This window comes from Leptotrichia hofstadii (genome assembly GCF_007990525.1).
GTDB lineage: Bacteria > Fusobacteriota > Fusobacteriia > Fusobacteriales > Leptotrichiaceae > Leptotrichia > Leptotrichia hofstadii.
Map to the genome: position 1 here is coordinate 1,842,047 of NZ_AP019823.1, position 13,631 is coordinate 1,855,677.

The window sequence follows — 13,631 nt, forward strand, 5'->3', positions numbered from 1 at the left end:
TTTTTCTCTCTTTCTTTTCTGTTCTGTTTTCTCTGATTTGTTATTTATTTCCCTACAAATTCAGCTCCATTAAACATAGGATTTTTTATATCCAGTCCTAATGCCTGTGCTGTCTTCTGGTTTACGTACAGTTTCATTTGCTTTGAAGTTTCAAAAGGAATTTGAGAAACTGGTTTCCCTTTAAGAATTTCGATTGCCATTTCTCCGGTACGTTTTCCTAATGCATAATAGTCCAGTCCCATTGTAAACAATGCTCCTAGTTCCACAGAAGAGTTTTCACTTGCAATTACAGGTTTTTTAGCTGCAATCGCTTCGGAAGCGACAAAGTTTGCCCCTGATACAACAAGATTATCTGTTGGTAAATACAATGCATCAGTTACTCCCAATAAATTTTTAGTAGCCTGTGCCAGTTCACCAAAATTGCTTATTCCCTGCAACACAACTTCTATATTTTTTTCCTTGGCAATTTTTTGAATTTCCTGAACTTGAACGGCCGAATTTTGTTCTGATGGATTATACAAAACTCCAACTTTTTTTACATCAGGCTTTATTTTCAAAAGTAAATCCAATTGTACTGCAATATTTTCTACTTTATCACTTGTTCCTGTTACATTTGGATTCAGAAGTTTTGCACTTGCTGGATCTGTAACAGCTGAAAATAGCACTGGAGTATCTGTAATATTATTTACCAATGCCTGTGCAGATGGTGTTGCAATCCCAAATACCAGGTCTTTTTTATCTGCCTTGTAATTTGAAGCTATCAAATTTGCATTTGTTACTTCCCCATTTGCATTTTTTTCATCAAAGTCTGCATTTATCCCAGCTTCCTTGAATGCATCCTCAAATCCTTTTTTTGCCAAATTAAGTGATGGATGTTCCATGAACTGTGTTACACCAATTTTATAAACTTGTTTATTATCAGTTGACTGTGAACCTTTATTTCCACTGACAGTATTGCTGTTGTTATTTCCACATGCCAATACCATTAATAAACTTATAACTACTAATAATATTTTTTTCATTTCTCTTCCTTTCCTAATTATCTCGCTAAATCTTTTTATCAAAATTTTATTGAACAATCTGCGCTTTGGCTTTTACATCTTCAGGCAACGAAATTCCAAGCGTCTTAAGAGTATTTCCATTTACCACAATTTCATTTAAAGGCATTGTCTTAAACTGTATTTCAGCCGGCTTTTTACCATTTTTCAAAATTTCAATTGCCATTTTACCAGCTTCTTTCCCTATTTCATAATAACTTACACCTTGTGTAATCAAGGCTCCGCCTTTTACATGAGCCGCTTCCCCACCAAATACTATTTTTTTAGCCGCGGTTGCTTTATCTGTAATCAAGCTTACAACAGATGCCACAAGATTATCTGTTGGCAAATAAATTGCATCTGTTTCCCTAACTAAATTATCTGCCGCTTGAGGTATTTCATTTGCTTGAACAATACTTTTTTCAACAATATTTATTCCTAGTTCCTTTGCCGCTTTTTTCAAATCTTCCACTTGAACCTTTGAATTTTGTTCCGAAGAATTGTAAAGTACTCCAACTGTCTTTATTTTTGAATCTAATTTTAACAGTAATTCCAATTGCTGTTTTACATCCATTCTGTCACTTACACCCGTTACATTATCCTTCAAAATTCCAGCTGACTGCGGATCTGTAATTGCAGCAAATACAACAGGTATGTCATTTGTAGCCTGTGCCGCCGGCTGAGCCGCGTTTGTCGCAATTGCAAATATTAAATCTTCTTTTGAACTAACAAAGTTATTAGCAATCAAATTCGCATTAGCTGTTTCTCCATTTGCATTTTTCTCATCAAAATCAGCTTCAATTCCTGCTTCCTTAAAAGCCGCCCTAAATCCTTCCCTTGCACTGTCAAGTGCTGGATGTGATGCAATCTGTGTAATTCCAATTCTATACTTCTTAGAGCCTGTCCCAGCTCCACTGCTACCTTTATTCTCACTACCTGAATTTCCACAGCTTAAAACCATAAGTGTCAACGCACTAATTAAAATCAATAATTTTCTCATCAATTTTTCCTCTCTTTCCTACTATCCTACAACTTTTCTCAGAACATTCAAAATAATTTTTAAAATTTATTTTAAAGTTTTGAGTTAATAAAATATTATCTTTTCAGCAAAATCAGATAATATTTTTTCCTACTATAAAATAATAACATTTTTTTCTCTTTAAAGCAATATTATTATTTCCTTTATAACAATTTTTTTTGATTTATTTTTTCATTCTTAAATTAAATAAAATCTTCTTTAATTTTTATTTTATTTAATCAATAAATATTTTTCCATAATTTTTAGATTTTTTCTTTTTTTGTAAATGTTTTTGATAAAAGATAAAAAAAATAGTATCTCAAAATAATTAAAATATAATTTTTTAGTTTTAATAAACCGACGGAGCTTTTATTTGTTCAACTGCGACTGTTTGACGACTGAAAGGAGGAGTTTCGGAGTTGGGCAAATAAAAGTCGTAGTCTAGCCATAGGTTGTAGGATTTGCGGCAATGAGCAATCCTACGGAAATAAAAAAGTTTAATGATTGTGAATTAGTTATCAAATAACTCTATCATAAAAATTTATTTCTATTTTAAAAGAGTATATAGATTAAAATAAAATGATATAAAAAAACTATCTTGAAAAAATAAATAATCTTCAAGATAGCTTTAAATTATTAAAAATAGAATATTTTATTATTTAGCGTCAGCAACTTTATCAGCTAATTTTTTTCCAACTTTGAATTTTACTACTTTTTTAGCATCTATTTTGATTGGTTTCCCAGTTGAAGGGTTTCTTCCTTCTCTAGCCGCTCTTTCTTTTACTTCAAAAGTTCCCCAACCTACAAATTGGATACTTTCACCTTTTACTAAAAATTCTTCTGCCGTTCCTAAAAAAGCGTTTACTAACTCTTCTGCCCTTTTCTTAGTTTCTCCAGTTGCTTTTGCATAAGCATCTACAAATTCTTTTTTTGACATCGCATCTCCTCCAGACATTTTTAATTACATTATTTATTATATGTTACCACATTTTACTCATTTGTCAAGTTATTTATTTAGCTAAGAATTGAAAAAAGTCTCAACTATGAAAAAAATATTCTGACAAATCTCTCCCTTTCTGACTGGAAATTTTTATATTTTAATCTTCCATAGCTTTATGAGTTTCAAAAATTCTCTCCATTGTTTTTTTGAATGTTGGAGAACCTACTAAATCATATTGCTTTTGTGTAGGTCTTTTACATACTGCCGCATAGTAAAACTCATGAATTTTATCTTTTCCTCCATGAATATCACGAAGTCCAGTTTCACCTAGCATTTCATTAAATTGTTTAATTCCTTTTTGTACTTCTGCTAAAGTATGTGTCATTTTCTTACCATCTTTTATGTAGCTTTCTTCCATAATTATAGATCCAATTGGCACACAGGCGGCTACTTCCTGACCATCTTTATTGTAAAATTCTGTCCATTCCTCCTCACTCATAAACAGCACACCTCTTTCATCTCTATAAGGTTCTGCCATTCCAAAAGCTGAAAATGCCAATAATCCCAATAAAATAAGTTTTTTCATTGCAAATCTCTCCTTTTTATAATTTTTTTAGTAATTTTAAAATAATTTTACTGTTCTTCTAAGGTAATTATACCACACGTTATACAAATTTCCAAATGCTCAGATTTAAATTCTATTAACAATTTTTCTATTTCCAGTAAGAATTAATCAATTCCAAAACAGGATCATCCCTATCTTCATTATAAACTATATAATCAATAAATATCTGCTCTACTTCCGTATTATTCTTCATATTAACTAAAAAATTATATATTACTAATTTCAACTTATTAGAAATTTCTTGTTTTAAACTCGCTTTAGCATATCGGACTGCAAAATTTTTTGCTTTTTCCACATCCAAAAATTCTAAATTATTAAAAATTTTTCGTGCTTTTATTTGGCTATCCTCATCAAAATTTGTAAGACAATGATTAATCAGTTTATCTGTTATTTCTATACTGTCATAAATTAAATCGTCAACTTTAGTTGCGTATTCTATAAGGCTAGGATATTTTTTTGATGAATTTGTATATTTATTTTCCCATTGCCTTTTATTTACAGTTCCTTCATTTATAATCATTGATCCCCAATTTTTCTCTTTTTCCTTTAAAAATGGCTGATATTTTATTGGAATATCTTCTTTTCTTATATTTGAACTTAAAAAGTTTAAAAAAATTTGATTATCTTCGCCATAATTTTGAGAATATTCACCCTTTATAATCAACAGGCACTTCAAAGGTTTTCCAAGCAAAGCCGCCGCACATGCCTTATGGTGTCCATCAATTACAAAATTTATAAAACCGCCAAAATTATACACAATCGCTCTTGGTTCATTATTATCTTCATTATTGAATTTATCAATATAATATTCTACTCTTTCTTCATTATAACAATCTGTTGTCTGTGTTGGATAAAGATAAACTGGCTGATTAAATACATAAGATGTGTCTGTATCACTGTCTTTTAAATATGCTAAACCTGTTGCTGGAGAATCCGTAAATTCATTTGGAACATTCCAGAAAAAATTTCCATTTCCATCAGTTGGATAACATTCCGCCTCTGCTATCAAATAAAATCCTGTTTCAAAAAGTTTTAATAATGACTCCATTGCTTTTATAGAATTTTCCAGTGAAATGAAATCAGTATTAATTTCTTTCTGTATTTCCATAAGTTCCTGACATTTTGCATTTTCTATTCCATAACCAGTTGCAAGTAAAGAATTGCTAGTAGGACAATATGGAGAATTTATTCGAACAAGAGGAATACCATTAAGTCTTATTTTAGTTGGGTAATAGCCGTCCGAAAAAAAAGTTTTAAGTTTCCCTGCACCATTTATATAAATCACTCTTGAATCTTTAATATTAATCATTTCAGATGTGTCAACTGCCATATCTAGCAGTTCAACTGACAATTTTTCCTCATTTTTTCCAGAAAACATAATTTATCACCTTTTTATTTCATTCTTGATTTTATTATACCCCAAAATAGTTTAAATTTCAAAATCTACCTTTACATTCTTTTTAAATAAAGCTATAATAATAAAATGATATTAAATTATGGAGGATTTTAAATGAAAAAAAAGATTTTTTTAATTTTACAATTTTTGTTACTTTCAGTTATTTTAAGTGCTGACAATGCTCAAACTTACAATAATTTTGAAAAATTTAATGTACGAATGTCAACTGCAACTTTACCCTTTACAACTGTTGTTAATGCTTCTAAAGACAAAGAAGCATACTTTGCACAGTTAAATGCTGGAAACTATTTAGCTTTTATTCCAACACGACTTGCTATTATTAATTACTATGAATTTTTTTCTGATGTGTTAAAAAAGGATTTTAAAGTTTATGAAACAAATAAAAAAGGGAAAATAAAATATTCAAGCGATGTAATTCGTTATGATGAAAATGATTTTTACTCCAATTATAAAAAAAATGTAAAAGCTGACAGAGCTGAATCAAAAAATAATTTAAACATAGTAGGAGGCGACACTAAACTAATAAGTCCAGATACTTACAAAATAACAAATTATGCAACAGATAGAGGATTTTTAGTAGTTATTCCAATGAATATGGCATTTTATGTAAAACAAATAAATGATAATAAATTTATCTGGTCGCTCACCAATGATTTCAAAAAAATAGAATACACTTTTACTCTTGAAAATAATAAATTAATAGTAAGAAATAATAAAAACCAGATTACTTTTACAATTTACAAAAAGGACAATTCATTATTTTTAGAAGAACCTAAAAATATATGGGAATACAGAGTTAATAAAGATTTATCTCAATTTGAATATTATAAAAATTCAAAACTTACTAGTACAGAAAAATATCAAATTACCAATTAATTTTTTTGTAATAAATATTTGATATTTACACAAAAATATTCAAAAAACTATTGCTAAAAATTCAAAAAAAATATACAATACAAGCATTACAGTACAATAAAATTAAATATAGAAGGAGAAAATATGAGATTATCAAGAGCATTTTTAAAAACATATAAGGAAGCACCAAAAGAGGCTCAAATTGTGAGCCACCAGCTTATGCTTAGAGCATTTATGATTAAGCAGCTTACGAGAGGGGTTTATACTTATTTACCATTTGGATATAGAGTTCTAAAAAAAATAGAAAATATTACAAGAGAAGAAATGGATAGAGCAGGAGCTCAGGAACTTCTTATGCCTGTACTGCAGCCTGCTTCACTTTGGGAAGAATCTGGGCGTTGGTTTGCCTATGGACCTGAACTTATGAGATTAAAAGATAGAAACGAAAGGGAATTTTCGCTTGGGCCTACTCATGAAGAAGTTATTACAGATGTTGTAAGAGATTCAATTTCATCGTATAAGGAACTGCCTTTTAACGTTTATCAGATTCAGACAAAATTTAGGGATGAAATGCGTCCAAGATTTGGGCTTATGCGTGGAAGAGAATTTGTAATGAAGGATGCTTACAGTTTTCATTTGACACAGGAATCACTTGACGAGGAATATTTGAATATGAAAGATACTTATTCTAGAATTTTGGAAAAAATGGGACTTAATTACAGGGCAGTCGAGGCTGATACTGGCTCTATTGGAGGTGATGCTTCACACGAATTTATGGTGCTTGCAGAAAGCGGAGAAGATGATATTTTATACAGCGACTCTTCAGATTATGCGGCAAACGTTGAAAAAGCAACAAGCATTATTGAATTAAAGGAAAGCTATGAAGAAAAACTTCCAAAAGAATTAGTTGAAACTCCAAATGCAAAAACAATTGAAGAGCTGGCTAATTTCTTGAATATCCCTAAAGAAAAAACTGTAAAGGCGGTAATGTTAAAAGAAGTTCTTGAAGATGGGGAAAAATTTGTACTGGCTCTAATTAGAGGAGATTTGGATGTAAATCCTATAAAATTAAAAAATGTAATTGGAGCTTCTACAGAACTTGAAATGATGAGCGAGGAAGAATGTGAAAAATTCGGACTGGTTGCTGGATATGCAGGCTCTTATGAGAAAAAAGAAGGCTTATACGTTGTAATTGACGAAACTGTAAAATATATAAGAAACTTTGCTTTAGGTGCTAATAAAGCTGATTATCACTATGTAAACGTAAATATTGAAGACTTGGCATACGACTTAGCTGCAGACATCAGAACTGCGAGAGCTGGAGATATTTCCCCTGATGGAAAAGGTATCCTAAAAATTGCACGTGGAATAGAAGTTGGGCATATTTTCAAACTTGGGGAAAAATATTCAAAAGCCTTAAATGCTACTGTTCTTGATGAAAATGGAAAACAGGCAGTTATGAAAATGGGATGTTACGGAATGGGAATGTCAAGAATCATTTCAGCCGCAATTGAACAGAACCACGATGAATACGGTATAATCTGGCCAAAAGCAATAGCCCCTTACCATGTTGATGTAGTAATTGCCAATATGAAAGATGAAACACAGGTAAATATAGGTGAAAAATTGTATAATGAACTAAATCAAAATAAAATTGAAGCAGTATTAGATGACAGAAATGAAAGAGCAGGATTCAAATTTAAAGATGCCGACTTAATCGGTTTTCCACTAAAAATAGTCGTTGGAAAAGGTGCAGCTGATGGAACTGTGGAAGTGAAAGATAGAAAAACTGGAGAAAGTACGGATGTGAAAGTTGAGGACGTTTTAAAGTTTGTGAATAATTTTATGGCTGAGTAAAAATCTTTGACACATAAATTCTATATCTAAGAAGAATGTACATTATGTGCAACAGATTAAAATACCTGTTTAAAAGGAAAAATATTAATTAGGATTGGGAGAAAGAAATGAAAATATTGAAAGAAAAGTTAAAAAACAGTTATATCTCTATTCTTGATTATTTCAATGAAGCATTTAAACTATTCTGGTATTTTATAAAAAAAGAAAAAAGGTGGATTTTTTTAATTTTTTCTATTTTACTGATTTCTGCAATGTTGGAAAATAAACTACAAACTGATGTGGAATTAGATTTAAAAGAAAATACTAAATATATATTTTATAATCATTTTTTAACATACCCACTATATGCAACATACTGGGTTTTATACAGAAAAATTATTTTTAAGCTGACTGATAAAAAAGAAAACTATAATATTTTAAAATCTTATATAAGAGCATTTATTACAGTAATTATAATTTCAATACCTATTTTAATTATAACGATATGCAATTTTTATATGAATTTTTTTCAATATAATTATTCTTATCTATTATTTCTATTAACCAGTCAAATATTATTAATTACACTAATTTTTACAGCCATTATGGTTTGTGTATTTATTTATTTCTTACAAGTTCATATGTCGAAAGATTTATCTTTGAGAAAAACATTGAAATACACTTTAAAAGTTTCCAAATCAAACAGATGGCGATATATAGTCTGTTTTTTAATTGAAAATATTGCTTTTGTTATTATAAAAGAAATAATTAAAATAGTAGTAGCGTTCTTTATAATTTGGTTGCATATAGACATTAAAAATATAGGAATGTTAGTATTTAAAGCATTTATAGAAAATTTTATCCCAGCTTTGTCCGCAATATATTCTATATCTTTAATATCAATTATTTTTGTAAATGTCGATTATCAAAAACAGAAAGAAAATATAAAATAAAAAATAGTTAGAGGTGCAAACAAAATGGAAAATATAAATTCTAAAAAAATAAAAAATATAGTATTTGATTTAGGAAATGTTTTAATAAATTTTGACAAAGATACGTATTTAGAAGAAAAATTACCTAAAGAAAAAAGAGAGGCATTTCATGAAAATGTAATTAATACAAAGGAATGGTTAATGCTTGACAGGGGAACTTTGACTTATCCTGAAGCCAAGAAAATTTTTAAGGAAAGAAGTCCACATTTGGCTGCTGAAATTGATAATTTTTTTGACAAGGACTTTTTTGAATTGTTAAAGCCTATAAAAGAAAATATTGAACTTCTTTACAAATTAAGAGATCATTATGAATACAAATTATATGTACTTTCAAATTTTCACAAGGACTCATACGAATATGTCTTTAAACACAACGATTTCTTTAAATTATTTGAAGGCTGCCTAGTTTCATGCTATTTCAAGCTTTTAAAGCCAGAAGAAAAAATTTATGACACTCTTCTTTATGAATTTGGATTAATTCCAGAAGAAACATTGTTTATTGATGATATAAAGGAAAATATTGAAGCTGCTGAAAATAAAGGAATCAGAGGACTTCATCTGCCAGATTACACTAAATTAGAAGCAGAGTTGAAAAATATTTTGAAAATTTAATAAATTTAAAAATCAGGGAGTTACCTCAAACATTAGATTTGAATAATTTTCTGATTTTTACTTTAAATTTCCTATTGACTTTGTGAAAAAATACACTATAATATTATTAAACAAATTTAAATTTTATAGGAGATGATTTTTATGACAAAGATTATTAATTCACCATCAAAATACATTCAAGGGAAAGATGAAATTGCCAATTTGGCAACTTATTACAAGTTACGTGGTGACAGCGGAGCATATCTTTTAGTAGATAAATTTATTTTTGATAATTTTAAGGATAAAATTGTTGAAAGTTTTGAAAAAGAAGGCGTAAACTACCATATCGAAGTTTTTGGCGGAGAATGTTCAAAAAATGAAATTAACCGAAATATTGATATTTTAAAAGAAAAAAAATGTGATGCAGTATTTGGAATCGGTGGAGGAAAAACTCTTGATGCGGCAAAAGCAGTATCGTATTACGAAAATATTCCTGTCTTCATCATTCCGACAATTGCTTCAACAGATGCACCATGCAGCGCTTTGTCAGTAATCTACACTCCAAATGGAGAATTTGAAGAATACCTGTTCTTAAAGGCAAATCCTGATATGGTAATAATGGATACCGATGTAATAGTAAATGCGCCTGCCAGACTTCTTGTTGCTGGAATTGGAGATGCACTTGCCACTTACTATGAAGCCAAAGCCTGTGTTGATTCAAATGCCTCTTCAATCGCTGGAGGAGGAATTACAAAAGCCGCTATTGCAATTGCAGAATTGTGTAAAAATACTCTGTTCCAAGATGGTTTAAAAGCTAAAATTGCGGTGGAAAATAAAGTAGTTACACAAGCTGTTGAAAATATAATCGAAGCAAATACTTATTTAAGTGGAATTGGATTTGAAAGTGGAGGACTTGCGGCAGCTCACGCTATTCACAACGGACTTACAATTCTCGAAGAAGGACACCATATGTATCATGGAGAAAAAGTTGCATTCGGAACAATTACGCAATTAGTTCTGGAAAACAGATGTCTGTGTGAAATCAAAAAAGTTGTAGAGTTCTGTAAGAGTGTAGGGCTTCCAACAACATTGGATGAATTGGGAATGGGAAGTGTTTCTAAAGAACGACTGTATGAAGTAGCAAAGGCAAGTACAGCCGAAGGTGAAACAATCCATAATATGCCATTCAAAGTTACTGCTGATGATGTTTTTGCAGCTATTTTAGTAGCAGATGAACTTGGTAAAAATTAATAACTAACAATAAAATATTTGATTTTTAATTTTTAAATTCACTTTTTCGTACGGAGCGTCGTTATGGCGCTCCATTATTTTTAGTTACTTATAAAAAAATAGGAAGCACCGTTTCTGATACTTCCTTACTTTTCCCAAAAAAACACTTTAAAGTTTTATTCAATTCCTAATTTATTTCTTCACATCGTAAATTAATTTTTCCCCATCACTATCCAGCACAACTGTACTATTTTCAGGTACTTCGTTGCTTAAAATCATTTTTGATAAGTTAGTTTCTATATCTTTTTGAACAAAACGTTTTAGAGGTCTTGCTCCGTAAGCTGGATCATAAGCCTCGTTTACGATGTAGTCCAGAGCTTTGTCTGTAAATTCAATTTTTATGTATTGTTCCTTTAATTTATCGTTTATTTCATCAAGGATAAGTGAGATAATATTTTTTACGCTTTCTTTTCCTAATGCTTTAAATACGATAATATCGTCAATTCTGTTCAAGAATTCTGGCTTAAATCTATGTTTCATTTCATTTAATACAGCTTCTTTTGTTGGCTCTGAAACTTGCGGATCTTCTAATATGATTTCACTTCCAATATTTGAAGTCATAATGATAATTGTGTTCTTAAAGTCTACAACTTTCCCTTTACCATCTGTAAGCCTTCCATCGTCAAGTAGCTGCAACAGAATATTAAATACATCTGGATGAGCCTTTTCAATTTCGTCAAACAGGATTACTGAATAAGGTTTTCTTCTTACAGCTTCTGTCAACTGACCACCTTCTTCGTATCCTACATACCCTGGAGGCGCTCCGATTAATCTTGTGGTGCTGAATTTATCCATGTATTCACTCATATCAATTCTAATAATATTGCTTTCATCGTCAAACAGGTTAAATGCAAGAGTTTTTGTCAAATAAGTCTTACCAACACCTGTTGGTCCTAAGAAAATGAATGAACCAATTGGACGGTTTGGATCTTTTAATCCAGCACGTGAACGAATTATTGTGTCACTTATTGTTGTGATTGCTTCATCTTGTCCGATTACTCTTTTCATCATCTGTTCTGCAAGATGTAAGATTTTTTCACGTTCTCCCTGTAATAATTTTGAAACTGGTATTCCAGTCCATTTTCCAACAATTTCTGCTATTTCTTCACTGTCAATTTCCTGTTTTAATAATTTATTTGCATCCGGATTTTGATTTTTGGCTTTTTCTTCTTCATCTGCCCTTTGTTTTTCCAGTGCTGGCAATTTACCGTATTGCAGTTCAGCCAGTTTGTTATAGTCATTTTTTCTTTGTGCATCAGCAATTTGAAGCTTAACTTTTTCAATTTCTGTATTAATATTTTGAATTTTTTCAACTTCCTGCTTTTCACTTTCCCATTGTGCCTTAAATGCAGCCTTTTTCTCATTAAGTTCTGCCAATTCTTTTTCCAATGTAACAAGTCTATCCTTAGAAGCCTGATCTTTTTCCTTCTCAAGTGCCACTTTTTCAATTTCAAGCTGCATAACACGTCTTGTAACTTCATCAAGTTCTGTCGGCATCGAATTAATTTCAGTCTTCACTTTTGCAGCCGCCTCGTCAATCAAATCAATCGCCTTATCTGGTAAAAATCTGTCATTTATATATCTGTCACTCATTGTAGCCGCAGTAACTATAGCATTGTCCGTAATTCTAATTCCATGGAAAATTTCAAATTTTTCTTTCAATCCACGTAAAATTGAAATTGTATCTTCCACAGTCGGCTCATCTACCATTACAGGCTGAAATCTACGCTCAAGCGCCGCATCCTTTTCAATATATTTTCTATATTCATCAATCGTAGTAGCCCCAATAACCTTTATTTCCCCACGTGCAAGCATTGGCTTCAAAAGGTTTCCAGCATCCATAGATCCCTCTGTTTTCCCTGCTCCCACAATATTATGTACTTCATCAATGAAAAGAATTATTCTTCCTTCACTTTTTTCAATTTCTTCTAGTACCGCTTTTAATCTTTCCTCAAATTCACCACGATATTTCGCTCCTGCAACCAAGGCACCCATATCAAGCGAGAAAATTGTCTTGTCCTTCAAATTTTCTGGCACATCGCCTTTTAGTATTCTTTGTGCAATCCCTTCTGCAATAGCTGTTTTCCCAACTCCAGGCTCACCAATCAGAATCGGATTATTTTTATTTCTTCTTGATAAAATCTGTATAGCCCGTCGGATTTCATTATCTCTTCCAATAATTGGATCAAGTTTACCTTTTCGAGCCAGTTCAACCAGATCTTTTCCAAATTTATCTAATGCTTCGTATGTACTTTCTGGATTATCTGTCATAATTTTTCTACCTCCTCTTACATTTTCAAGTACAGTTTCAAACTGTTTCTTATTTATTCCATAATCTTTTAAAAAGCTGTTATTATCATAACTTGCCAAAAACAAATGTTCTGTACTAATATAGCTGTCTCCCATTTTCTTTGCAATATCTCTTGCTCCAACGAGAACTCTATTTAATTCACTATTCGCTCTTGGCTCACTATTTCCGCCTTCAATCTTAGGAAAACTTTCCAGTTTGCTCTCAATTTTCCTAATCATATCAGTCGTATCAATCCCCATTTTCTTAAGCACACTAGGAATCAATCCATCCATCTGCCCCACAAGAGCAAGCAGCAAATGTTCCACCTTTATATCAGAATGTCTATATCTAATCGCAAAGTTATTAGCCTCTGAAATAGCCTCAATACTTTTTTGCGTAAAGTTCTGTTCCATACACATCACCTTCTTTTTTAGTTTAAATTATTTTTATTTATTAGCACTCTTCTTGTATGATTGCTAATAAATATAATATATCACTATTTAATATTTTTGTCAATCTTTTTTTGAAAATTTTTTTACATTTTTTTCAAAAAATTTATAATATACTTACCAAATACTGTAATTAAGGTATTCAGAAAATATAAAATATTTTTTAAAATTTATAATAATAAAAAAATTATAGCTGAATTACTAGCTATCTGAACTTTTTTGTATAGCAAATTATATAAATTTGCTTTATAATTGCTACATAGTATATTATATTTGAAAAAAGACGGTTTT

11 protein-coding genes are annotated in these 13,631 nt (G+C 30.6%); 5 read left to right on the top strand and 6 right to left on the bottom strand.

Going from position 1 to position 13,631, the window contains the following annotated elements:
- Nucleotides 1-44 precede the first annotated feature (44 nt).
- From FVE77_RS08800 to FVE77_RS08820, 5 genes are all read right to left on the bottom strand, one after another.
- A complete protein-coding gene (locus tag FVE77_RS08800; RefSeq protein ID WP_026747051.1) occupies nt 45-1,022 on the bottom strand; it encodes an ABC transporter substrate-binding protein in 978 nt (325 codons plus the stop codon).
- Nucleotides 1,023-1,068: 46 nt separating this feature from the next.
- A complete protein-coding gene (locus FVE77_RS08805) occupies nt 1,069-2,037 on the bottom strand; it encodes an ABC transporter substrate-binding protein (protein WP_026747050.1) in 969 nt (322 codons plus the stop codon).
- 673 nt (nt 2,038-2,710) lie between these two features.
- On the bottom strand, nt 2,711-2,992 hold the full coding sequence (locus FVE77_RS08810) for an HU family DNA-binding protein (protein ID WP_026747049.1): 282 nt from the start codon (nt 2,990-2,992) through the stop codon (nt 2,711-2,713).
- 160 nt (nt 2,993-3,152) lie between these two features.
- Nucleotides 3,153-3,581 (bottom strand): hypothetical protein, encoded by a 429-nt coding sequence (locus FVE77_RS08815; RefSeq protein ID WP_006803552.1) that lies wholly within the window; start codon nt 3,579-3,581, stop codon nt 3,153-3,155.
- Between the two features lie 127 nt (nt 3,582-3,708).
- Nucleotides 3,709-4,998: a hypothetical protein gene (locus tag FVE77_RS08820; RefSeq protein ID WP_026747048.1), complete on the bottom strand. Its 1,290-nt coding sequence runs from the start codon at nt 4,996-4,998 to the stop codon at nt 3,709-3,711.
- Between the two features lie 132 nt (nt 4,999-5,130).
- Between FVE77_RS08820 and FVE77_RS08825 the strand changes: the two genes are divergently transcribed.
- The 5 genes from FVE77_RS08825 (at nt 5,131) to FVE77_RS08845 (ending at nt 10,562) form a co-directional block, all read left to right on the top strand.
- The gene (locus FVE77_RS08825; protein ID WP_006803550.1) at nt 5,131-5,913 is read left to right on the top strand and encodes a hypothetical protein; all 783 of its coding nucleotides are present in this window, start codon (nt 5,131-5,133) and stop codon (nt 5,911-5,913) included.
- Between the two features lie 123 nt (nt 5,914-6,036).
- Nucleotides 6,037-7,749 carry a proline--tRNA ligase gene (locus FVE77_RS08830; protein WP_026747047.1) on the top strand — a complete coding sequence of 571 codons (1,713 nt, stop codon included), beginning with the start codon at nt 6,037-6,039 and terminating at the stop codon, nt 7,747-7,749.
- A gap of 107 nt (nt 7,750-7,856) precedes the next feature.
- Nucleotides 7,857-8,681, top strand: coding sequence for a hypothetical protein (locus FVE77_RS08835; protein ID WP_026747046.1), 825 nt, complete (start codon nt 7,857-7,859; stop codon nt 8,679-8,681).
- A 24-nt stretch (nt 8,682-8,705) separates the two neighbouring features.
- A complete protein-coding gene (locus tag FVE77_RS08840) occupies nt 8,706-9,332 on the top strand; it encodes an HAD family hydrolase (RefSeq protein ID WP_026747045.1) in 627 nt (208 codons plus the stop codon).
- 141 nt (nt 9,333-9,473) lie between these two features.
- Nucleotides 9,474-10,562: a glycerol dehydrogenase gene (locus FVE77_RS08845; protein WP_026747044.1), complete on the top strand. Its 1,089-nt coding sequence runs from the start codon at nt 9,474-9,476 to the stop codon at nt 10,560-10,562.
- A gap of 171 nt (nt 10,563-10,733) precedes the next feature.
- Here FVE77_RS08845 and clpB read toward each other — a convergent pair whose 3' ends face one another.
- Nucleotides 10,734-13,304, bottom strand: a complete 2,571-nt coding sequence (gene clpB, locus FVE77_RS08850) for an ATP-dependent chaperone ClpB (RefSeq protein ID WP_026747043.1) — start codon at nt 13,302-13,304, stop codon at nt 10,734-10,736.
- Nucleotides 13,305-13,631: the final 327 nt, after the last annotated feature.

Coding starts and splice junctions, on each gene's coding strand:
- FVE77_RS08800 (WP_026747051.1), bottom strand. CDS start 1,022: ATGAAAAAAATATTATTAGTAGTTATAAGTTTATTAATGGTATTGGCA.
- FVE77_RS08805 (WP_026747050.1), bottom strand. CDS start 2,037: ATGAGAAAATTATTGATTTTAATTAGTGCGTTGACACTTATGGTTTTA.
- FVE77_RS08810 (WP_026747049.1), bottom strand. CDS start 2,992: ATGTCAAAAAAAGAATTTGTAGATGCTTATGCAAAAGCAACTGGAGAA.
- FVE77_RS08815 (WP_006803552.1), bottom strand. CDS start 3,581: ATGAAAAAACTTATTTTATTGGGATTATTGGCATTTTCAGCTTTTGGA.
- FVE77_RS08820 (WP_026747048.1), bottom strand. CDS start 4,998: ATGTTTTCTGGAAAAAATGAGGAAAAATTGTCAGTTGAACTGCTAGAT.
- FVE77_RS08825 (WP_006803550.1), top strand. CDS start 5,131: ATGAAAAAAAAGATTTTTTTAATTTTACAATTTTTGTTACTTTCAGTT.
- FVE77_RS08830 (WP_026747047.1), top strand. CDS start 6,037: ATGAGATTATCAAGAGCATTTTTAAAAACATATAAGGAAGCACCAAAA.
- FVE77_RS08835 (WP_026747046.1), top strand. CDS start 7,857: ATGAAAATATTGAAAGAAAAGTTAAAAAACAGTTATATCTCTATTCTT.
- FVE77_RS08840 (WP_026747045.1), top strand. CDS start 8,706: ATGGAAAATATAAATTCTAAAAAAATAAAAAATATAGTATTTGATTTA.
- FVE77_RS08845 (WP_026747044.1), top strand. CDS start 9,474: ATGACAAAGATTATTAATTCACCATCAAAATACATTCAAGGGAAAGAT.
- clpB (WP_026747043.1), bottom strand. CDS start 13,304: ATGGAACAGAACTTTACGCAAAAAAGTATTGAGGCTATTTCAGAGGCT.